Consider the following 21419-nt stretch of genomic DNA (forward strand, 5'->3'; position numbering starts at 1 on the left):
GTCGCCGCTACCGTGGGCAGTGCCTGCGTGCGCGCCGCGACGACGGCTTCGGGTGAGAGGACGCGATGTGGTCAGGGTCTTTCTGGTAGACGATCACGAAGTGGTACGGCGCGGCCTGATCGACCTGCTCGGCGCCGATCCCGAACTGGAGGTCGTCGGTGAGGCCGGTTCGGTGGCCGAAGCCCTGGCCCGCATTCCCGTGCTATCTCCGGACGTCGCCGTGCTCGATGTCCGGCTGCCGGACGGCAACGGCATCGAACTCTGCCGTGACCTGCTCTCGCGGATGCCCGAACTACGCTGCCTGATCCTGACCTCCTTCACCTCCGACGAGGCCATGCTCGACGCCATCCTGGCCGGCGCCAGCGGCTACATCGTCAAGGACATCAAGGGCATGGAGCTGGCCCGCGCGGTCAAGGAAGTGGGTGCGGGGCGTTCGCTGCTCGACAACCGCGCTGCGGCAGCCCTGATGGCCAAGCTGCGCGGCGCCGCCGCCAAACCCGATCCGCTGTCGGGCCTGTCCGAACAGGAGCGGACACTGCTGAGTCTGCTCGCCGAAGGACTGACCAACAAACAGATCGCCGACCGGATGTTCCTGGCAGAGAAGACCGTCAAGAACTACGTGTCAAGACTTTTGGCCAAACTGGGCATGGAGCGTCGCACCCAGGCCGCTGTCTTCGCCACCAAACTCGAGCGCGCACGGAATGACTGACGACGCATCCGAGGAAGGCCTGAACCCGCTGCGCGACAAACTTTCTCATTTGCAGCTACGCGAACTGCTGGTCGGCGTGCAAGACCGGGTCCAGCAGATCGTGGAGGGCCGCGACCGCCTCGACGGGCTGCTGGCAGCGATGCTGGCCGTTACCTCGGGTTTGGAACTCGACGAAACTCTGCGCACCATCGTGCAGACCGCTACCAATCTGGTCGAGGCCAAATACGGTGCACTGGAAGTACATGACCGGCACCGCCGAATGCAGCAGTTCGTCTACGAGGGCATCGACGACGAGACGTTCGTCAAGATCGGCCGGCTGCCCCAGCAGGTGGGGGTAGTCGGTCTGCTGATCGACGAACCCCAGACCCTGCGACTGGACGACCTGTCCAAACATCCCGCCTCCATAGGGTTTCCGCCCCACCATCCACTGATGCGAACCTTCCTCGGCGTACCGGTAGGCGTGGGCGGCGAGGTCGTGGGCAATCTGTACCTCACCGAAAAAGCCAACGGGCAGCCATTCAGCGAAGATGACGAGGTGCTGGTTCAGGCGCTGGCCGCCGCCGCCGGGATCGCGATCGCCAACGCCCGGTTGTACGCGCAGGCCAAGGCCCGGCAATCCTGGATCGAATCCACCCACGACATCGCGACCGAACTACTGTCGGGAACCGACCCCTCCACGGTGTTCCGGTTGATCGCCGAGGAGGCCAGCAAGCTCACCGGTGCCGAGTCGGCGCTGGTGGCCATCCCACTGGACGAGGACGCCGCCGAAGCGGAGGTCAGCGAGCTCCTGGTGGTCGAAACCATCGGGCCGACAATGGCTGCCCTGTCCGGGGAAACCCTCCCGGTGACCGGCTCCCCTGTCGGCGAGGCCTTCTCGAAACGGGAGCCGCACCGAGTCGACCGGCTGACGTTGAGCGGTGTACGTGCGGCCGGGCCCGCCCTGATACTTCCGCTGCGCGCCGCCGACGCGGTGGCCGGAGTGGTCGTGGTGATGCGGCACAGCGCCACCCCCCCGTTCAATACCGAGCAACTCGACATGATGGCTGCGTTCGCCGATCAGGCCGCGCTGGCCTGGCAGCTGGCCACCACGCAGCGCCGCATGCACGAACTCGACGTGGTCACCGACCGGGACCGGATCGCCCGCGACCTGCACGACCATGTGATCCAACGGCTCTTCGCCGTTGGGCTGTCGTTGCAGGGCACCATTCCCCGCAGCCGGGACGCCGCGGTGCGGCACCGGCTCTCCGACGCGGTCGACGACCTGCAGGCGATCATCGGCGAGATCCGCACCACGATCTTCGACCTGCACGGCGTCGCCTCCGCGGCGACACCGTTGCGACAGCGACTGGACAACGCGGTGGCCCAATTCTCCGGATCGGGACTGCACACCACCGTGCAGTTCGTCGGCCCGCTGTCAGTGGTGGAGCCGGGTCTGGCCGATCACGCCGAGGCCGTGGTCTCCGAGGCGGTCAGCAATACAGTCCGGCATTCGGGTGCCACCGCAGTGACCGTGCAGATCAAGGTCGAGGACGATCTGAGCATCGAGGTCACCGACAACGGCCGCGGGCTGCCCGAGGTGATCAACCGCAGCGGCCTGGCCAACCTGCGGCAGCGCGCTGAGCAGGCGGGCGGAACCTTCAGCGTCGCATCGGCCCCCGGTGGCGGGACGGTGCTGCGCTGGTCCGCTCCCCTGGTGTCGTAATCGCCGGCGCATCTCAGGCGTAGAGCGCGACCCCTTCACCGTCTCGCGGTTCGGCCTCGCGGGCGTCGGCTGTGAGCCACTGGACGGTGTCGTTGAGGAAGCGCCGCGGGGTTGCCGGCAGCGGATCGGCATTGATCGGCGCCCAGCCGACCCGCAGCAACATCTGCGGATAGCCACTGGTTCCGAAGACGTCGCGGCGCACCACGGCGCGGGTTTCAGCGATCTCCAGCGGCTCGGTGACCGGGCAGCTGGCCAACCCCAGCGCGGTCGCGGTCAGCAGCACCACGCTGGTGGCCTCACCGGACCGCAGCTGCGCCAGCCGGTCGTCGGTCTCGGTGCCCAGCGCCAGCATCACGGCACGATCCTCGGCAGGGACGGCACCCGGCGGCTGGGCCAGCGCCGGCCCGGCGAAGAACCGGCCCGGAATCGGGGCGCCGGGATCCGGTGCCGGAACACTGTGCGCCGGAACGCCGGCCACCGAACCGTAGCGTCCGCTCCAGGTCGCCAACTCGGCGAGGTACTCGTAGTCGGTGCGGTGCTCGAACACCGCGCGGGCCACCGCCGCGTTCAGCCGGTCCAAGGCGTCGACCCGGCGCAGCATCACGCCCGCCCGGGCGGCGCGCGCACCCATCAACGCGATGTCGGCGCCGGCAACTGGCCAGCCGCTGAAGTTACGGCGGTCGGTGCGCCGGCGCGGGATCGCCGCCGCCAGCGCGACATCGACCTGGCAGAGATCGGGCTGCGGGCCACGCGGGCCCAGCTCGATCGAGGCCAGCAGGTCAGGCTGTGCCGAGTCGGGCAACCGATGGACCCTGACCTGCTGGCCCAGCGCGGCGAGCGCCACCACGGCGTGGTGCAGTGCCGCGCCGCAGCTCAAGATCATGCCCCGGCCGTCGGGGTCGACGCTGTGCAGCTGCAGATCGGGCTCGGCGTAGAGATCCAGCCGGGGCGCCGACGGCGTCGGGTCCACCCGCCAGCGCCAGGGTTGGGAGTTGTGCACCGACGGCGCTCGGGCTGCCAGCATCAACGCGGTTCGAATGGTCTCCCGAACCGCCGCGGCGCCCGGGTGACCCGCAGATTGTTCGTCCACGGTCCAGCCCCTTTCTTCGCTGGCGGCCCCGAGCCCGATTCCCGCTGAGCCCAAGAGGGCCGCGCTATTCACGATCCTCCGCGTTCCAGGGGTCCGACCAGGGCACGAAGACCCGTACCTGCGCCGTGGACGCGGGACTTCTGGCCCTGCCTGCCCGATGGGGGCGGACGAGAGCGGGACTTTGGGCTTCTGTCGCTCAGCCCGGCAGTACCGGCAGCGCGCCGCTCACCATGAACGGCCCCAGCGGCGACCAGCTCTGCTCGTCCTCGGCCGCCGCGGACGACAGCGCAAGCACGCCGCGCGGATCGGCCACATAGACCGTGGACGGATCGGCGACGATCGTCGACACCGGCAGCTGCAGGTTGCCGTTGGGCGCATCGGAGTTGACCCCGTCGATGTTGACGTAGGACACCGGATGTTTGGGATCGGATCGACTCACCACGATGTCGTCGCCGGTGCGCCAGCTCAGCGACACCGCCGAGGAACCGAGCCCGAAGCCCAGCCGGCGCGGGTAGTGCAGCACGAACTGGCCGCCCGGCATCTGTTCGACCCCGGCCAAGATCACTTGCCCGCCGATCACCATGGCCGCCCGGGTGCCGTCGCGGGACAGTTGCAGCTCGCTGATCGGTCCGGGGAACCGCGCGGAGACCGCCCCGGAGTCCACCGGGATCCGGGCCGGGCGGCCCGTTGCGACTTCCTGGATGGCCCGCAGCACGTTGTTGCCGTCGACCACCACCCACACGGCTTCGTCCAGCGACCAGCTGGGCCGCGACAGGGTGTGCCCCTCGGCTGCCTGTACCGCTTCACCGCCGAGGTCACCGATCCACAGGGTGGCCTCCGGGTCACCGGGGTGCACCACCACCGAGGCCACTTGGCGGCCATTGCGCGACAGCGCGCACGACTCCTGATCGGGCTCGCGGCCGAACGCGCCCGGCACCCGGTTGGCCTGCTGCCCGTCCAGCACCAGCAGCGAACCACCCACCAGCGCATGTATCCCCGCACCGGCCCCATCGGAGGCGCCCGGATCGGTGGTGGCCACATCCGAGGTGGTCCACCCGTCGGGGAACCTGTCGTCGAGCGCCGCACCGTCGGCGTCAATCACGTAGGGACCCTTGATATCAGCTCGGGCCAACGTCCAGATGAGTTGCGCGGCAAGCAATTTTCTGGTGTTCGGGTCGGTGGCCGACAAACTGTCCAGATCGATCTTGGCGCCACCGTAGCCGCGGCCCACCCCGCTCTTGCCCCCATCGGCGCGAGTCACCGGCCCGCGCAGCCGCACTGGCGGCGACAGCAGGTTGCGCACCCCGGCCATCTCCGGGCGGGGGCCGGCGATCAGCTTGGACACCAGTTCGGTCGCCAACTGGTCGGGATCGGACACCGCGACGTAGCGGGGATCGGGAACCACCGTCTTGCCGGTCGGATCGACGAAATAGAGCGTGTTGCGCTTGTAGGTCGCCTGGAACTGCTGCCAGTCCAGGAACACCCCGTTGGGCAGCCGGTCGATGCGCCACCCGTCGGAGGTCTTGAGCAGTTCGATCGGCTCCGGGGCCGGCAGGGCGCCCTCGGCGGTCTCGAACACCCCCATGTCCGACAGCGACCCCAGCATGTCGGCGCGCATCGTCACCGCGACCCGGCCGGCACTGCGCGTCTCGACGAACACCACGTTGTCGATCAGCAACGCGCTACCGGCGTCGTCCCAGGAGTCGGAGGCCTCCTGGGTGAGGAACTGCCGCGCCGCGCGGTGCCGGTTGGCCGGATCGGCGGTCGCCTTGAGGAATTCCCGCAGCAGCACATCGGGATCCATCCCAGGGGTGGGTTTGGGCAGCACCGACGGCGGCGGCGCCTCCACCGTGCCGATCGCCTGCGGCGCCGATGTGCTGGGCACCCCTGCACACCCCGCCAGCACGCCGACCAGCGCCGCCGTCCCTGCCAGGGCCAGCATCCGGGTCGCGATCCTGTTGCCGCGCATCATCCGATCCTCTCGGCGTGCTCGCGGGCCCGCTGGCGACGCTCCCGACGCTCGGCGGCGCTCACCGGCTTCATCGGCAGCGGGCTGGTGGTGACCTTGTGGCCGCGCACCAGCGGCAGGGTCAGCCGGAAGCAGGCCCCCTTGCCCGGCTCGCCCCAGGCTTCCAGCCGGCCCTGGTGCAGCCGGGCGTCCTCCACGCTGATCGCCAGCCCCAGCCCGGTCCCACCGGAGCGCCGCACCCGAGACGGGTCGGCGCGCCAGAACCGACTGAACACCAGCTTCTCCTCGCCCGGTCGCAAGCCCACACCGTGATCGCGCACCGTGACGGCCACCGTGTCCTCGTCGGCGGCCATCCGAATCACCACCGGCTTGTGCTCGGCGTGGTCGATGGCGTTGGCGATCAGGTTGCGCAGGATGCGTTCCACCCGGCGCGGATCGACCTCGGCGATCACCTGGTCGCCGGGCATGTCCACCTTGAGCTGGACTTCGGCGTCGGCCGCCAAGTGCCCCACGTTCTCCAGGGCGCTGTTGACCGTCGAGCGCAGGTCCACCGACTCCACGGACAATTCGGCCACGCCGGCGTCGTGCCGCGAGATCTCCAGCAGGTCGTTGAGCAAAGACTCGAACCGGTCCAACTCGCTGACCAGCAGTTCTGTCGAGCGCCGCAGCGAAGGCTCGAGGTCTTCGCTGTGGTCGTGGATCAGGTCGGCGGCCATCCGCACGGTGGTCAACGGGGTGCGCAGTTCGTGGCTGACGTCGGAGGTGAACCGGCGCTGCAGGTTGCCGAACTCCTCGAGCTGGGTGATCTCACGCGAGAGGCTCTCGGCCATGTCGTTGAACGACACCGCCAGCCGGGCCATGTCGTCTTCGCCGCGCACCGGCATCCGTTCGGACAGATGACCCTCGGCAAAACGCTCGGCGATCCGCGAAGCCGACCGCACCGGCAGCACCACCTGCCGCGACACCAGCAAAGCGATACCCGCCAGCAGCACCAGCAGCACCAGGCCGCCGGTGGCGATCGTGCCGCGCACCATGCTGATCGTGTTGCGCTCGGTGCCCAGCGGATAGATCAGATACAGCTCCAGGTTGGTGATCCGCGACGTCGTCGGGGTCCCGATCACCAGCGCTGGACCCGAAAAGCCTTCGACGTGCACGGTCGCGTACTGGTAGCTGACCTGACCGGCCTTGACGAATTCCCGCAGCGCGGCCGGCACCTGATCCACCGGCCCGGCGGTGGTCGCCGCGCGCGGCCCTTCGCCAGGCACCACCAGGACCGCGTCGAAGGCACCGGCCGTGCCGCTGCCGGCAGCCGGGTCGGTCTTGGACATCAGCGTGTTGCGAGCCAGCTGCAGACTCGACGTCAGCGAACGGGCCTCCTCACCGCCGACGATGCCACCGGCAGTGACCCGCGCCCGCACGATCTGCTCGGTGGCCGCCCGGACCTTGACGTCGAGCACCCGGTCGGTGATCTGGCTGGTCAACACAAAACCGAGACCCAAGATCACCACAGCCGACATGCCCAGCGTCAGCACCACAACCCGCAGTTGCAGCGAACGACGCCAGGCGACCTGCACCGCGCGGCGCAGTGTGTTCACACCGAGCAGCAGTGGACCCGACCGCCGGGGGCGCCGTTTGGAGCTGAAGATCATTGGCGCTTCTCCTCAGCCTCGCTGGCGCTCGGCATCGTCGAAGACGCGAAGATCACCGCAGCTGCTCCCCGGTGGGGATCACGGAGGTCCGGCCTTGTAACCCACTCCTCGGACGGTCAGCACCACTGTCGGGTTCTCCGGGTCTTGCTCCACCTTGGCCCGCAGGCGCTGAACGTGCACGTTCACCAGTCGGGTGTCCGCCGGATGGCGATATCCCCAGACCTGTTCGAGAAGCACCTCACGAGTAAACACCTGCCGCGGTTTGCGTGCCAGCGCCACCAGCAGGTCGAACTCCAGCGGGGTCAGGGAGATCTGCTCACCGCCCCGGCTCACCTTGTGCGCCGGCACGTCGATGTCGATGTCGGCGATCGAGAGCATCTCGGCCGGCTCGTCGTCGTTGCGGCGCAGCCGTGCCCGCACCCGGGCCACCAGCTCCTTGGGCTTAAACGGCTTCATGATGTAGTCGTCGGCGCCGGATTCCAGCCCGAGCACCACGTCGACGGTGTCGGTCTTGGCGGTGAGCATCACGATCGGGACCCCGGAGTCCTTGCGCAGCACCCGACAGACGTCGATGCCGTTCATGCCGGGCAACATCAGGTCCAGCAGCACCAGGTCGGGCCGAAGCTCGTGCACCGCGGTGAGCGCCTGGGTGCCGTCACCGACGACCGCGGTGTCGAAACCCTCCCCACGCAACACGATGGTGAGCATCTCGGCCAGCGACGCGTCGTCGTCGACGACAAGAATCCTTTGCCTCATGGCGTACATGGTGTCACCAGATCGAGATAAAACGTGGCTATCACACGCGCGTTTCGCAGAGTTACCCGCGCATTTCGACCGCCAGCGCAGCCGCATCGACCGTCGGGCCGGCTACCTGCCAGCGTCCAGCAAATTCCGCTCGGGCCAACCCTCGATACACCTCGCCGGTGCGGCGCTGCAGACCGTCGTCGCGCTCGTAGCTGTCGCGGGAGCGGGTGGCGTCGTGCTCCTCGCGGTGCCGGGCCCGTTGAGCGGCGAGTTCGGTGGGCACGTCGAGCAGCACCTGCCAGTCTGGAGCGGGCAGCGCGAGGCGCTCGAATTCCAGCCGGCGAACCCAGCCCACCATCTCCCCGTCGGCGTCCTGGTGCAGCCGGGCGGCGCTGTATGCGGCGCTGGAGGCGACGTACCGGTCCAGGATCACCACGTCGTTCTCACGGCACAGCGCGTCGATCTCGTCCTTGGCGCCGGCACGGTCCAGCGCGAACAACATCGCCATCGCATACACCGAGTCGGCTAGATCGCCGTGCTGTCCGTGTAGCGCCTCGGCGGCCACGTCGGCGGTCACCGAGACGCCGTAACGCGGGAATGCCAGCGTGGCCACCGACTGGCCGGCCCCCTCGAAGGCCGTGCGCAACCCTTGGGCCAGGGTGTTCTTACCGGCGCCGTCAACGCCTTCGATCGCGATCAGCACGGTACGGGCTCACCCACCCCCGCGAGCAGTCGCGAAAGCCCCCAATTTCGCGCGGAAATGGGGGCTTTCACGACTGCTCGGCGGAAAGGTCAGTACCGGTAGTGGTCCGGCTTGTAGGGGCCTTCGACGTCGACGCCGATGTACTCGGCCTGGTCCTTGGTCAGCTTGGTCAGCGTGCCGCCGAGGGCCTCGACGTGGATGCGGGCCACCTTCTCGTCCAGGTGCTTGGGCAGCCGGTAGACCTCGTTGTCGTACTCGTCGCCCTTGGTCCACAGCTCGATCTGAGCGATCACCTGGTTGGAGAAGCTGTTGCTCATCACGAACGATGGGTGGCCGGTGGCGTTGCCCAGGTTGAGCAGCCGGCCCTCGGACAGCACAATGATCGACTTGCCGGTGTCGGGGAAGGTCCAGACATCGACCTGCGGCTTGACGTTGTCGCGCACAGCGCCGGAGGTCTCCAGGGCGGCCATGTCGATCTCGTTGTCGAAGTGGCCGATGTTGCCCAGGATGGCCTGGTTCTTCATCGCCTTCATGTGCTCGAGGGTGATGATGTCCTTGTTGCCGGTCGTGGTGATCACGATGTCGGCGTCGCCGATGGCCTGCTCGACGGTCTGGACGTCGTAGCCCTCCATCAGCGCCTGCAGCGCGTTGATCGGGTCGATCTCGGTCACGGTCACCCGCGCGCCCTGGCCCTTGAGGGACTCCGCGCTGCCCTTGCCGACGTCGCCGTAGCCGCAGACCAGCGCCTTCTTGCCGCCGATCAGCGCGTCGGTTCCACGGTTGATGCCGTCGATCAGGGAGTGCCGGCAGCCGTACTTGTTGTCGAACTTGGACTTGGTGACCGAGTCGTTGACGTTGATCGCCGGGAACACCAGCTCACCGGCGGCGGCCAGCTGGTACAGGCGCAGTACGCCGGTGGTGGTCTCCTCGGTGACACCCTTGACCGACTCGGCGATCTTGGTCCATTTGGTCTTGTCGGTCTCGAAGCGCTCGCGCAGCGTGCCCAGGAAGACCTTCCACTCGTGGGAGTCACCCTCCTCGGCGGGCGGAACCACACCGGCCTTCTCGTACTGGGCTCCCCGCAGCACCATCATGGTGGCGTCGCCGCCGTCGTCGAGGATCATGTTGGCCGGCTCGCCGTCCCAGGTCAGGGCCTGCTCAGCGCACCACCAGTACTCTTCCAGCGACTCGCCCTTCCAGGCGAAGACCGGGGTGCCCTTGGGCTCCTCGACGGTGCCGTGCGGCCCAACGACGACCGCCGCGGCGGCGTGGTCCTGGGTGGAGAAGATGTTGCACGACGCCCAACGGACCTCGGCGCCGAGGTCGACCAGGGTCTCGATGAGCACCGCAGTCTGGATGGTCATGTGCAGCGAACCGGTGATGCGGGCGCCCTTGAGCGGGTTGACCCCGTGGTACTCGTGACGCAATGCCATCAGGCCCGGCATCTCGTGCTCAGCCAGCCGGATCTCCTTGCGGCCGAAGTCGGCCAGCGACAGGTCAGCGACCTTGTAGTCGATGCCGTTGCGGCTGTCCGCGGTCAAACTCATCAGTACGCCCCCGTTAGGTTCGGTGAATTGGCTCCGCTACAAGCTACCGGCGCAGGCCCAAGTCTGCTCGGCCGGGTCATTCGGCATCGATGACGCCGTAGGTCTGTGCCGCGGGGGTGAACAGTCGCGCCAAGTCGGCAGCCACGTCGTGGTCGGCTTCGGGCGGCATGGAGACATAGCTCATGGCCAGCCGCACGACGGCCCGAGCCAGGATTCCGGCGTCGTCCTCGCTGACTTTGACCCAGCTGTGCATGAACGACGACGTCAGCCGCGCTGAGCTGCGGGTGATGATCGGGCCACTGTCGGTGGTGATGATCTGCAGCAGGTCCGGCTTGGCGGCCCCAGTCAGCAGCGAGATCACCAGCGGGTCGGCGGCCGAATCGGAGAAGAAGGACCGGAATCCCTCCAGGAATGCGGCGTGGACGTCGCCGACGTTGTTGGACATAGCCCTGTCCACGGCGTCGACCAGGCGGTCGGCCAGCCTGATCGCATAACCCTGCGCCAATCCCTGGCGCGAACCGAATTCGTTGTAGATGGTCTGCCTGCTGACCCCTGCTGCCTCGGCCACCGCGGCCAGCGTGATCGATGACCAGTCCCGCCGGGTCAGCAGTTCCCGCATCGCGTCGAGCACCGAGTCGCGCAGCAGCGCCCGGGAGGCCTCGGCGTAAGGGATGCGTTTCACCACCGCGAGATTAGCTTGTGCCACGCCGCCACTGTCCCCCCGCACGCGGGACGTGCCCCCACCTCATCACTGCGTTCCGCCTCGCCACCGGGCGTCGGCCCGGCGACTTCCACCATCTCGAAATCTTGCTTCTCGCGCACCGCGCAGTCCGGGCAGCACCAGTCGTCGGGGATCTGCTGCCACGCCGTGCCGGCCGGGAAACCCTCGCGGGGCGCGCCGGTGGCCTCGTCGTAGAGGTACTCGCAGCCGGGGCAGCGGTAGCTCGCCATCACGCCGCCGCCGCTTCGGTCGCGCGATAGTGCGCCAGGATCTTCGCGCGCCGCCGCGGCGAGATGTTGACCCGGGTGATATCGCCGTCGTAGTGCGCCAGCACCCGGTGGTCCATCAGCCTGCGCCACAGCGGCGGGAAGTAGGTGAGCCCGATCAGCGACGCGTACCCGCTGGGCAGGTTGGGGGCCCCAGCCATGCTGCGCAGCGTTTGGTAGCGCCGGGTGGGGTTGGCGTGGTGGTCGCTGTGCCGCTGCAAGTGGTAGAGGAACAGGTTGGTCACCAGATGGTCGGAGTTCCAACTGTGTTCGGCGGTGCAGCGCTCGTAGCGACCGTTGGCACGGGTCTGACGCAGCAGACCGTAGTGCTCGATGTAGTTCACCGACTCCAGCAGGGAGAACCCGTAGACGGCCTGAATTACGACGAACGGGATGAGCGCCAGGCCGAACACCGCGATCAGCACTCCCCAGAGCACCACCGACATCAGCCAGGCATTGAGCACGTCGTTGGACAGCCGCCACGGCCCCTTACTCAGCCGGTGTAGCCGCGCGGCCTCCAGCTGCCAGGCCGAGCGCAGGCCACCGAAAACAGTGCGCGGCAGGAACTCCCAGAAGGTCTCGCCGAATCGTCCCGATGCAGGGTCGTCCGGCGTCGCCACCCGTACGTGGTGGCCGCGGTTGTGCTCAATGTAGAAGTGCCCGTAGCAGACCTGCGCCAAGGTGATCTTGGACAGCCAGCGTTCGAGCCGATCCTTCTTGTGCCCCAGCTCGTGCGCGGTATTGATGCCGACCCCACCCAGGGTGCCCACCGACAGCGCCAGGCCGATCTTGGCGAACCAGCTGAGAGACCCCTCGACTCCCAGCCAGCTCAGATCGGTGGCGGTGAACAGGTAGGCACCCAGGACAAGGCTGGCGTACTGGCACGGGATGTAGGCGTAGGTGCAGTAGCGGTAGTACCGGTCGTTCTCCAACTGCTCCATCACCTCGTCGGGCGGGTTCTGCCCGTCGGCGCCGAACCGCAGATCCAGCGCCGGCAGCAGGACGTAGACCAGGATCGGCCCGATCCAGAACGGCAGTTGCGCGGCCAGATGCCAGCCGAACCGGTTCATCGCCCAGACGAACGGCAGCATCGTGAACATCGCAGTCGGGGCGATCAGGCCCATCAGCCAGAGGTATCGCTTCTTGTCCCGCCACACCGCTGTGGTCTGGATGCTCATCCACGCCCCTCCTTGTGAGTTCAACCACCGTTGCGGTTGGACATTACCTCTCGATTCGTCGGCCGTCTAGACAATAGATGGGTATTTGTACAAACGGGATAGCCCGCCACGTCCCCCGGAATCCGTATAACTTGAGTGCACAACGCACTCAGGGATGGGCACGACCGCGATGACGACTGCAGGTTCGGGCGCAGGCGCGCGGCCGCGTACCACTGTCCGCGTTCGCGACTACGCGGCCGGACTGGCCTTCGCCCACCTGCTGACCAGCGCCGAGGCGATCGCGGTGGTGGTCTCGCTCAACGGTGAAACACCACTCACCGACTCCACCTTGCTGTCGGTGCCGAACCTGGTGCTGGTGGCGGTACTGGTAACGCTGGGGACGCTGTCCGTCGTCGCCGCGGGCAGTGCCAGCATCGCGCCGTCCGTGCGCTGGTACACCGCAGGAGCGCCGCCCGACCGCAGTCAACGGCGCTCGGCCATCAACATCCTGCGCCGGCAGTCAGTGATCGTGCTCGGCACGTGGCTGATCGGCGGGGCGATCGGCATGGCCGCGATCCACTCCCACAACATGGGACTGATCGTGCTGCTTGGCACGATCATCGTGTTCGGGGGCACCGCATCGCTGAGTACCAGCATGTTGTTCACCCAACGCACCTTCCGGCCGATCGTGGCCGCGGCCTGGCAGGGGTCCGACGTCCGCGCGACCGCCCCCGGAGTACTGGCCCGCCTGGTGACCATGTGGTTCATCACCTGTGCAATGCCTTCGGCGGCCATCATCGCGCTCATCGTCTGCCGGCAGATGGGCTGGATCATCGACCCGGAATCGTCGGTGGAGATCCCGGTGCTGGTGCTGTGTGTGGTGGCGGTGCTGTTGGGGGTGCGCGCCATGATCCTGGTGTCCCGATCGATCTCCGACCCGGTCGGCGAAGTCGTCAACGCGATGGCCCGGGTCGAGCGTGGCGAGATGACCACGTCGGTCGGCGTCTACGAACAGTCCGAGATCGGGCGGCTGCAAACCGGATTCAACCGCATGGTGGCCGGTCTCGCCGAACGCGACAGGCTCCAGGACCTGTTCGGTCGCCACGTCGGCTCCGATGTCGCCCGGCTGGCCGTCGAACAGGATCTCGCGCTCTCCGGCTCGGTCCAAGAGGCGGCGATCTTGTTCATCGACCTGGTGGGCTCCACCGAACTGGCGGCCACCCATCCGCCCGACGAGGTCGCCGGCGTGCTCAACGACTTCTTCCGCATCGTGGTGGACGCCGTCGACGCACAGCGCGGTTCGATCAACAAGTTTCAAGGCGATGCGGCACTGGCGGTGTTCGGCGCTCCGGTCCCCTCCGTTCACGCGGCCGCGGCGGCGCTTGCCACTGCTCGCAGCCTGATCGCCCGGCTTCGCCGGCTGCCGTTGGTGGACTTCGGGATCGGAGTCTCGGCAGGCCCGGTGTTCGCCGGCAACATCGGCAGCGAAAACCGTTACGAGTACACCGTGGTCGGCGACGCCGTCAACGAGGCCGCGCGGCTGGCCGACCGCGCCAAAGCCGTCACGGCCCGGGTGTTGTGTTCGGCGACCGCACTGGAACGCGCCGACCAGGACGAGCGGGCACGCTGGGCGCACTACGGTTCGGCGACGTTGCGCGGCCGCACGCGGCCTACCGAAATGTCGATGCCGATCATCGAGCCCGCGACCTGGGGTGCCCCGGCTGCTGGGCACGTGCCAGACTCCGAGCATGGCTTATGACATCGCCCGTCCTCAGATGGAGGGGAACATCGCCGTCGGCGAGGACCGTCAGCTCGGCTTCGCCGAATTCGGTGCCCCGCAGGGCCGGGCGATGTTCTGGCTGCATGGCACACCCGGCGCCCGCCGGCAGATTCCCGTCGAGGCGCGGCTGTATGCCACCGAAGCCAACATCCGCCTGATCGGGGTGGACCGGCCCGGCATCGGTTCCTCGACCCCTTTCCAGTACGAGACGGTGTCTCAGTTCGCCGACGACCTGCGCACCGTTGCCGACACGCTCGGCATCGACAAGATGGCGGTCATCGGACTCTCCGGTGGCGGCCCCTACACGCTGGCGTGCGCGGCGGCCATGCCCAAGCGGGTGGTGGCGGCCGGCGTGCTGGGCGGCGTCGCCCCGGCGGTAGGCCCCGAGGCCATCGACAGCAACCTGATGCGGCTGGCCCGACTCGCCGAGCCGGTACTCGACCACGCCGGGCGACCGATCAGCGTGCTGGCCGCCGGACTGATCCGCATGATCCGGCCGGTTGCCTCGCCGGCGCTGGAACTCTACGCACGGCTCTCCCCCGAGGGCGACCGCGAGATGCTGTCTCGCCCGGAGTTCAAGGCCATGTTCCTCGATGACCTGCTCAACGGTTCCCGCAAGCAGCTCGCCGCGCCGATCGCCGATGCCGTCCTGTTCGCCCGCCCCTGGGGCTTCCGGCTTGCCGACATCAAGGTGCCGGTGCACTGGTGGCACGGCGACGCCGACCACATCGTCCCGTTCTCGCACGGCAAGCACGCGGTGGCGCTACTTCCCGACGCCCGACTCTACCCGATTCCCGGGGAGAGCCACCTGGCCGGATTGGGCCGTGCCGAAGAGATTCTGCGCACCCTGCTGCAGGCCTGGGACGAAGCGGGCGAGCCGACGTCATGACCGCGCCGCAATCGATCCGGGAGTTGTTCGACCAACTCGGTCTGCAGGAGGTGCCGTCGGCCGACGGCACCTTGACACTGCAGATGCCGGTCGATGAACGGGTGGTCAACACCTCCGGCGGGCTGCAGGGCGGATTGATCGCCACCATGGCCGACGTGGCGGCCGGACAGCTCGCGGCGCGTAGCACGCAGTTCGGCAACGGCATTGCCACAACGGATCTGTTCATCCGCTACCTTCGGCCGATCAAGGTCGGGCCGGCCCGGGCCGTCGCGTCCATCCTGCGCACCGGCCGGCGTTCGGTGGTGGCCCAGGTCGACATCTACCGGGGCGACGACGATCAGCTGGCCGCCACCGCGACGGTGAACTTCGCCGCCATCGAGCTGCCTGGCTGAACTCGCCCATGTCGGTAGTGCTGGTGCACGGCAACCCGGAATCGGATGCGATCTGGGACCCACTGGTCGATGCCCTTGACCGTCGAGATGTCGTACGGCTGTCACCGCCGGGATTCGGTGCCCCACTGCCGCAACACTTCTCAGCGAGCTACCTGGCCTACCGCGACTGGCTCGAAAGTGAGCTCGAAGCCCTCGGCGGCCCCGATGAGCCGATCGACCTTGTCGGGCACGACTGGGGCGGCGTCCATGTCGTCAATCTGGCGATGCACCGCCCCGACCTGGTGCGCAGCTGGACCACCGACATCATCGGCGTGTTCGACCCGGACTACGTCTGGCCCGAGACCGCCCAAATCTGGCGGACCCCCGGAAAGGGCGAGCGGCTGGTCGCGAACATGCTCGGCGGGACAGTGGAAGACCGAACCGCACTGTGGTCGGCCACCCTGCCGACAGACATCGCCAAGTCGATGGCGCAGGCACAGGGCCCGGAGATGGGACGAGCAACCCTGCTGCTGTATCGCTCGGTGGAAGGCCCCGGCGCGATGGCGCAGACCGGCGGTGGGCTGGAGCGCGCGCGTGCCCGTCCGGGCCTTTCCCTGCTGGCCACCGGCGACCCCTATGTCGGATCCGAGGAGATCCGGCGACGCGCGGCGCAGCAGGCCGGCGCGCATACCGAAGTGCTCGACGGGCTTGGCCACTGGTGGATGACCCAGGATCCGGTGCGCGGCGCGGCGGCCCTGACATCCTTCTGGGAATCCGTCACCGAATCCCAGTGACTCAGTTCGGCGTGGACAGCGCCGAACAGCACTCCCCTCAACCGGTTTTGGCCGGTGCCGAGGGCGGTGTCGATCGCACCCAAGACCTGGCTTCCTGGACTCACGCCCCGTAGCGCGCGGGAGTCGCCGAACGTGCGCGGGGCACTCCCTCACCGCTTATTGACAATGATTTTCATTATCGATAAGTTCTTGCACAGGTTGCTCGAAGCGTTCGAAGGACAACACCCTGATCTGGCGCCCCCGCGCCCAGCACATGCCGCTCGCAGTCAATGAACGCTTCTTTCGGCCGCCCGTACGAGAACCCGCCAACGTCGTCACAGACCGGCAGCCCATCGACCGCCGCCGAAAAGATGACTGATTTGGCTTCGGATACAACGCAAATGAAGGAGTACACATGAGTAGTCGTGACGAGGCGCGGCAGCGGATCCGAGAGCGCCGTCGTGTTCTCGGTGCCGGCAGCGCAGTCAGCGCATTCGTGGCGTTCGGCCTGGGACCGGTGGCGGCCGCACCGAGCGCGCACGCCGACATCGACTGGCTGGTCGATTTCATCGATGCCAGCGCTGTATCACTCGATACGGCCGGCCCCGCCGACGCAGACCCGGGCGACTTCATCACCGATCTGATCAATGGTTTCGGACTCTACGAGGCCGTTTTCGGTCGGTTATTGGTCGGAGACGGGATCGACGGCTTTACCGGTAGCAACACCTCACTATTCGGCTGGCTGCCCGGTATCGGCGACCTCGGCGACGGCGGGTTCCTCTACGGCAATGGTGGCAGTGGTACCGACGCCACCTACATCGACAATCAGCTCATCGCAGCCGGGGCGGGCGGCAACGCCGGACTGATCGGCAATGGCGGAAGCGGCGGCGCCGGCTTGGCGGCTGGTTTCTACGGCGGCAGCACCCTGATCGAGGCCACTGCCGGCGGCGCCGGTGGTGCTGGTGGCTGGCTTCTCGGCGACGGCGGTGCGGGCGGTGCGGGTGGTTCGGGCTGGAGCGGCACGCTCGCCGATGGACTCAGCGGCAGCATCGGTGCCGCCGGCGGGGCGGGAGGCAGTGCGTTGCTCTTCGGCAATGGCGGTGCGGGTGGTGCCGGCGGCGCCGGCGGGAACGGCAGCGCGGGCGCCAACGGCCAGCTGGCCCAAATCGGCGGCGCCGGCGGAAACGGCGGTTCCGGCGGAGTCGGCGGTAACGGCGGATGGATCATGGGCAGCGGTGGTAACGCCGGAGTCGGCGGCGCCGGCGGCAATGGTGGTGCCGGTGGCGATAGTGCCGTAGACAACGCCGACTTCGTCTCCAACGGCGCTGCGGGTGGCGCCGGCGGCAACGGAGGCGCTGGCAGTGTCGGCGGCACTGGCGGCGGTGGTGGCGCCGGCGGCAACGGGATCACCGGCGGCGAGGGCGGCGTCGGCGGCAACGGCGGGACCGGCGACAGCGGGCTCGGCGGCACGGGTGGCATCGGCGGGAACGGAGGCGACGGAAGCCACTCCGGTGGTGATGGCGGTGCTGGTGGGTCCGGTGGCGCCAGCAACACCGGGGACGGTGGTCGCGGCGGCGTCGGCGGCAATGGCGGCGATTCAGACGGCCGAAGCATCACGCTGCCGGACCACACCGCGGCCTACGGGGCCGGCGGCAGGGGCGGCGCCGGTGGTCACGGCGGCGACAACATCAACTCTCACGGAGCCGGCGGCGATGGCGGGGCTGGCGGCAGCGGTGGCAACGGCATCCTGCACCACAACGACGACGTCCTCGTACCTGGCGGCGCTGGCGGTACCGGCGGCGCCGGCGGGGCGTCCGGCAGTTCGGCGGGCCAGGCCGGTCAGGCCGGCACGGAAGCCGACGGCATCACCGGCGGCACCGGTGGCGCCGGGGGAACCGGCCACCCGCACGACCACGACCACGACCACGACCACGACCACGACCACGACCACGACCACTGACAACAGAAAAGAAGCAACGCGCAAGCGCTCGGCTGGGATGTCTCAGCCGAGCGCTTGCCTCTCTGACACCTGTGTCGGTACCCGGGTTCTTCGGAGCCGGGCCGGCCCGCGTCAGTTCGGCGTGGTCAGCCGACTCTCGATGAAGTGCGGCAACCGAAACCGCCGAGGCGCATGCACGACCGGTGTGTCCTGCGGCGCTCCGCCGTTCTGGGCGGCGGTGTAGGCCGCGGAGTTACCGGTGACATGCAGCACCTGGCCACGCCAGGTGATGTCGGCCTCCCGGTAGGCCTCCACCAGAGCCCGCTCCAGCAGCTCGTCGGCCTCGGCGATCGACAACGCGGCCAAATCGACGAACTCCCCATCGCGGGCATCGAGTTTGAGCATCGTGGGGCCGGCTTCCACCAGGTCGCAGTTGGCCCGGATGCTCAGTTCGGCGTTGGAACGCGCCAACCCGGCCAGTGCGTAGGCGGCCAGCAGGACGCGGCCCGCCTCATCGCCGGCCGGACCGCAGTCGAACCGCAGCTGCCGCAGCGCGGCGAAGCTGAGCACCTGGGTGCGAATAATCCGGCTGCAGCACACGCCGGTGTCGGACACCGCACGGGGATCCGCCGATGCACCGTCGACGAGTACGCCGATGATCTCACCGGACAGCACGCCGCGGAAACGGCTTTGGCCGGTGCCCAGGGCGGCGTCGATCGCACCGAAGATCAGACTGCCGGGGCTCAGCTCCAGCAGCGCGCGAGCGTTGTCCGGTGTGCTTTCGCGGGCCACTCGGTAGGCCGGGTGCGCGATCGCGGGCTTGCCGTCGATGGAGCCAGTGAGAAAGTGCCCGTCGAAAATGCGTTGCGGCAGTTCGAGATCGGAGTAGACCAACCGGCCGCCCTCGTAGGAGACCTCCATCCGCGGGACCCGGCTCAGCAACGGATGCTGAGCGTGGATGCCCTGCAGGATCGCCGCTTCCACGCGCTGGACCTGGCTCTGATTGTCATCGATGAGCACCGTCGCCGTCGGTTCCCCGTCGATCAACCGGGTCTCGACGGCCGACGCTGAACGCCCGGCGCGAGGAGCCGGGCTGACCGCGGCGTGCGGGCCCCCGGCCGGCGCCAGCTCGGTGGACACGGTCAGGGTGCTGCCGCCGCCGGCCTGGCAGGCGGCGACAAGCTGCGGAAAGGAAAGTTGGGACAAAGCGATCAACCTTTCTGGTCCACCGAGTGTGGCACAGGCGTCCGGTCCAGGTCCGGCTCGAGATAGATCACCAGCGCCGTGGGCACAGCCGCGCGAATATTGGCTTCGGCGGCATCGATGGTGGCCGCGACGCCGGCCAGGTCGAGGCTCGGAACCACGGCGATCTTGGCCCCCACCAGCATCTCGTCCGGGCCCAGGTACTGGGTGCGGATGTGGATCAGGCGGGTGACGTTCTCGGTTCCCTCCAGCGCCGCACGAATGGCCTTGTCCTCGGCGGCGGTGGCGCCCTCGCCGATCAGCAGGCTGTGCATCTCCACCATCAGGAAGACGGCGACCACCCCCAGCAGCGCACTGATGCCCAGGGTTGCCACGCCGTCCCACACCGGGTTTCCGGTGACCACGCTCAGCCCGACCCCGATCAGTGCCAGTGCCAAGCCGATCAGCGCCGCGGTGTCCTCGAGCAGGACCACCGGCAGCTCCGGATTGCGCGAGGTGCGCAGGAACCGCCACCAGCTGCCCTCGCCCTTGAGCGGGCGCGATTCGCGTACTGCGGTGCGAAAACTGTAGGTCTCCAAGCCGATAGCCACCAGCAGGATCGCGATCGCCACCAGCGGCGAACTCAGCTCGACCGGATGGCGCACCTTCTCGTAGCCCTCGTACAGGGCGAACATCGAGCCCAGGCTGAACAGCACCAGCGCCACCACGAACGACCAGAAGTAGCGGCTGCGGCCGTGCCCGAAGGGATGCAACGCGTCGGGCGCCTTGGCGGCGGCGCGCTGGCCGAACAGCAGCAGTGCCTGGTTGGAGGTGTCGACCACCGAGTGCACGGCCTCGGCGAGCATGGCGGCGCTACCGGTGATCACGTAGCCGGTGAACTTCGCCACCGCGATCCCGCCGTTGGCCGCCAAGGCCGCGACGATGGCCTTGGTACTACCCGAGGACGACACTCTAGAGCCCTATCGTCGCCCGGAACAGGGCGGCTGGCTTCTGGGCGAGCAGCCGGATCGGCCCGTCGTCGCAGGGCACCCAGGCCGACTCGCCTCGGTGCAGCGTCAGCGTCTTGGACTTGGCGTGCACGGTGATTGAGCCCTCGGTACACAGCAGTATCTGCGGACCGTCATGGCGCGCCGGCGCGTCCACCTCGTGGCCGAGATGGGTGCCGTCGAGTGTGAGTCGCGACAGCGCGAATTCCTCGGCAGGCGTCTGGTAGACCACCTCAAGTCCCTCGGTATAGGTTGCCGGCCGCAGCGCCTGCTCGGTGGTCGGGGTGAAATCCAGCACTCGCAGCAACTCGGGGACGTCGACGTGCTTGGGGGTCAGCCCGCCACGCAGCACGTTGTCGGAGTTGGCCATCACCTCCAGACCCACGCCATGGAGGTAGGTGTGCAGATTTCCGGCCGATACGAAGATGGCCTCCCCCGGTGCCAGGCTGATCCGGTTGAGCAGCAGCGAAGCCAGGACACCCGCATCCCCGGGATATCGCTCCCCCAGCTCGAGCACCGTCTTGGCCTCGGCAGAGAATTCGCCGGCCTCAGAACTGAGGTACTGGATGGCCCCTTCCAGCACAGCGGGCACCAACACATCCAGATCGGGTTGGGGCGCGGTGATCCACGTGGTGAACAGCGCCCGCAGTCCGTCGGCGTCGGACTGCACGTCGGACTGACCGTTGCCGGACTGGCCGCCGAGCAGGTCGATGAACGGGTCCAGGTCGGATACCGCCAGCGCCCTCAGCAGATCGATGGTGCGCGCCACCGGCCGGAAGCCTGCCAGCGCCTCGAACGGCTGCAGCGCCACCAGCAGTTCTGGCTTGTGACTGGTGTCGCGGTAGTTGCGGATCGGCGAGGACACCGGGACCCCGAGCCGCTCCTCACGCTCGTAGCCCTCGATCGCCTGCATGGCACTGGGGTGGGCCTGTAGCGACAGGGGTTCGTCGGCGGCCAGCACCTTGACCAGAAACGGCAGCCGGTCACCGAAGCGCGCCTGAGCCACCGGACCCAGCTGGCCCTCCGGGTCGTGGGTCAGGACGTTGAGCAATGACACCTCGCCGGTGTCGGTCTCCAGGCAGGCCGGGTCCCCCGGGTGTGCCCCCAGCCAAAGCTCGGCCTCGGGATGCGCCGCCGGAACGGGCCGACCGGTGAACTCGGCGATAGCGGTCCTCGAGCCCCAGGCGTAGGTCCGTATCGCACCGCGTAGTTGTTCCACTG

At 68.2% G+C, this 21419-nt stretch carries 17 protein-coding genes and 2 pseudogenes; 7 read left to right on the forward strand and 12 right to left on the reverse strand.

Going from position 1 to position 21419, the window contains the following annotated elements:
• Positions 1 to 67: 67 nt before the first annotated feature.
• Positions 68 to 709 carry a hypoxia response regulator transcription factor DosR/DevR gene (gene dosR, locus MJO54_RS16975; protein ID WP_046286837.1) on the forward strand — a complete coding sequence of 214 codons (642 nt, stop codon included), beginning with the start codon at positions 68 to 70 and terminating at the stop codon, positions 707 to 709.
• Positions 702 to 2411 carry a GAF domain-containing sensor histidine kinase gene (locus MJO54_RS16980; RefSeq protein WP_064888043.1) on the forward strand — a complete coding sequence of 570 codons (1710 nt, stop codon included), beginning with the start codon at positions 702 to 704 and terminating at the stop codon, positions 2409 to 2411. The genes dosR and MJO54_RS16980 overlap by 8 nt, the downstream gene beginning before the upstream one ends.
• 13 nt (positions 2412 to 2424) lie before the next feature.
• Here the strand turns inward: MJO54_RS16980 and MJO54_RS16985 are convergent, their stop codons facing one another.
• The 9 genes and pseudogenes from MJO54_RS16985 to MJO54_RS17025 all read right to left on the reverse strand — a co-directional run bounded on the left by MJO54_RS16985 (position 2425) and on the right by MJO54_RS17025 (position 12278).
• Positions 2425 to 3435 carry an Acg family FMN-binding oxidoreductase gene (locus MJO54_RS16985; RefSeq protein WP_240175992.1) on the reverse strand — a complete coding sequence of 337 codons (1011 nt, stop codon included), beginning with the start codon at positions 3433 to 3435 and terminating at the stop codon, positions 2425 to 2427.
• A gap of 262 nt (positions 3436 to 3697) precedes the next feature.
• Positions 3698 to 5473 carry an MtrAB system accessory lipoprotein LpqB gene (lpqB, locus tag MJO54_RS16990; RefSeq protein ID WP_109403022.1) on the reverse strand — a complete coding sequence of 592 codons (1776 nt, stop codon included), beginning with the start codon at positions 5471 to 5473 and terminating at the stop codon, positions 3698 to 3700.
• Complete coding sequence (mtrB, locus tag MJO54_RS16995; protein WP_046285646.1) at positions 5470 to 7119, reverse strand: MtrAB system histidine kinase MtrB; 1650 nt, start codon at positions 7117 to 7119, stop codon at positions 5470 to 5472. Before mtrB ends, lpqB begins: the two co-directional genes overlap by 4 nt.
• Positions 7120 to 7197: 78 nt before the next feature.
• Positions 7198 to 7884 (reverse strand): two-component system response regulator MtrA, encoded by a 687-nt coding sequence (mtrA, locus tag MJO54_RS17000; protein ID WP_013829915.1) that lies wholly within the window; start codon positions 7882 to 7884, stop codon positions 7198 to 7200.
• 52 nt (positions 7885 to 7936) lie between these two features.
• On the reverse strand, positions 7937 to 8566 hold the full coding sequence (locus MJO54_RS17005; RefSeq protein ID WP_240175217.1) for a dTMP kinase: 630 nt from the start codon (positions 8564 to 8566) through the stop codon (positions 7937 to 7939).
• A gap of 89 nt (positions 8567 to 8655) precedes the next feature.
• Complete coding sequence (gene ahcY, locus MJO54_RS17010) at positions 8656 to 10116, reverse strand: adenosylhomocysteinase (protein WP_105295883.1); 1461 nt, start codon at positions 10114 to 10116, stop codon at positions 8656 to 8658.
• A gap of 73 nt (positions 10117 to 10189) precedes the next feature.
• On the reverse strand, positions 10190 to 10795 hold the full coding sequence (gene alkX / locus MJO54_RS17015; RefSeq protein WP_240175218.1) for a TetR family transcriptional regulator AlkX: 606 nt from the start codon (positions 10793 to 10795) through the stop codon (positions 10190 to 10192).
• A 110-nt stretch (positions 10796 to 10905) separates the two neighbouring features.
• Positions 10906 to 11064 (reverse strand): annotated as a pseudogene (locus MJO54_RS17020) (rubredoxin); the annotation flags it as partial.
• Positions 11064 to 12278: an alkane 1-monooxygenase gene (locus tag MJO54_RS17025; RefSeq protein WP_240175219.1), complete on the reverse strand. Its 1215-nt coding sequence runs from the start codon at positions 12276 to 12278 to the stop codon at positions 11064 to 11066. The gene MJO54_RS17025 and the pseudogene MJO54_RS17020, both read right to left, overlap by 1 nt.
• A 169-nt stretch (positions 12279 to 12447) precedes the next feature.
• On the opposite strand from MJO54_RS17025, the gene MJO54_RS17030 reads away from it, so the two are divergent.
• The 5 genes and pseudogenes from MJO54_RS17030 to MJO54_RS23845 form a co-directional block, all read left to right on the forward strand.
• Positions 12448 to 14016: an adenylate/guanylate cyclase domain-containing protein gene (locus MJO54_RS17030; RefSeq protein ID WP_240175220.1), complete on the forward strand. Its 1569-nt coding sequence runs from the start codon at positions 12448 to 12450 to the stop codon at positions 14014 to 14016.
• Entirely contained in the window at positions 14006 to 14926 is a 921-nt protein-coding gene (locus MJO54_RS17035) for an alpha/beta fold hydrolase (protein ID WP_240175221.1), read from the forward strand. Before MJO54_RS17030 ends, MJO54_RS17035 begins: the two co-directional genes overlap by 11 nt.
• Positions 14923 to 15318, forward strand: coding sequence for a PaaI family thioesterase (locus tag MJO54_RS17040; protein WP_046285641.1), 396 nt, complete (start codon positions 14923 to 14925; stop codon positions 15316 to 15318). Before MJO54_RS17035 ends, MJO54_RS17040 begins: the two co-directional genes overlap by 4 nt.
• An 8-nt stretch (positions 15319 to 15326) precedes the next feature.
• Positions 15327 to 16091 carry an alpha/beta fold hydrolase gene (locus tag MJO54_RS17045; RefSeq protein WP_105295881.1) on the forward strand — a complete coding sequence of 255 codons (765 nt, stop codon included), beginning with the start codon at positions 15327 to 15329 and terminating at the stop codon, positions 16089 to 16091.
• A gap of 724 nt (positions 16092 to 16815) precedes the next feature.
• Positions 16816 to 17529 (forward strand): annotated as a pseudogene (locus MJO54_RS23845) (PGRS repeat-containing protein); the annotation flags it as partial.
• A gap of 612 nt (positions 17530 to 18141) precedes the next feature.
• Here MJO54_RS23845 and MJO54_RS17060 read toward each other — a convergent pair.
• From MJO54_RS17060 to manA, 3 genes are read right to left on the reverse strand one after another with little or no spacing between them, the layout of a single operon-like run.
• Positions 18142 to 19215, reverse strand: coding sequence for a type I-U CRISPR-associated protein Cas7 (locus MJO54_RS17060; RefSeq protein ID WP_046285009.1), 1074 nt, complete (start codon positions 19213 to 19215; stop codon positions 18142 to 18144).
• 5 nt (positions 19216 to 19220) lie between these two features.
• Complete coding sequence (locus tag MJO54_RS17065; protein ID WP_046285008.1) at positions 19221 to 20162, reverse strand: cation diffusion facilitator family transporter; 942 nt, start codon at positions 20160 to 20162, stop codon at positions 19221 to 19223.
• 1 nt (position 20163) lies between these two features.
• Entirely contained in the window at positions 20164 to 21417 is a 1254-nt protein-coding gene (gene manA, locus MJO54_RS17070; RefSeq protein ID WP_064888784.1) for a mannose-6-phosphate isomerase, class I, read from the reverse strand.
• Positions 21418 to 21419 lie beyond the last annotated feature (2 nt).

The organism is Mycolicibacter virginiensis (assembly GCF_022374935.2).
Taxonomy (GTDB): Bacteria; Actinomycetota; Actinomycetes; order Mycobacteriales; family Mycobacteriaceae; genus Mycobacterium; species Mycobacterium virginiense.

Coding starts and splice junctions, on each gene's coding strand:
- MJO54_RS17035 (WP_240175221.1), top strand. CDS start 14,006: ATGGCTTATGACATCGCCCGTCCTCAGATGGAGGGGAACATCGCCGTC.
- MJO54_RS16985 (WP_240175992.1), bottom strand. CDS start 3,435: ATGCTGGCAGCCCGAGCGCCGTCGGTGCACAACTCCCAACCCTGGCGC.
- MJO54_RS16980 (WP_064888043.1), top strand. CDS start 702: ATGACTGACGACGCATCCGAGGAAGGCCTGAACCCGCTGCGCGACAAA.
- mtrA (WP_013829915.1), bottom strand. CDS start 7,884: ATGTACGCCATGAGGCAAAGGATTCTTGTCGTCGACGACGACGCGTCG.
- MJO54_RS17025 (WP_240175219.1), bottom strand. CDS start 12,278: ATGAGCATCCAGACCACAGCGGTGTGGCGGGACAAGAAGCGATACCTC.
- lpqB (WP_109403022.1), bottom strand. CDS start 5,473: ATGATGCGCGGCAACAGGATCGCGACCCGGATGCTGGCCCTGGCAGGG.
- MJO54_RS17030 (WP_240175220.1), top strand. CDS start 12,448: ATGACGACTGCAGGTTCGGGCGCAGGCGCGCGGCCGCGTACCACTGTC.
- mtrB (WP_046285646.1), bottom strand. CDS start 7,119: ATGATCTTCAGCTCCAAACGGCGCCCCCGGCGGTCGGGTCCACTGCTG.
- MJO54_RS17045 (WP_105295881.1), top strand. CDS start 15,327: ATGTCGGTAGTGCTGGTGCACGGCAACCCGGAATCGGATGCGATCTGG.
- MJO54_RS17040 (WP_046285641.1), top strand. CDS start 14,923: ATGACCGCGCCGCAATCGATCCGGGAGTTGTTCGACCAACTCGGTCTG.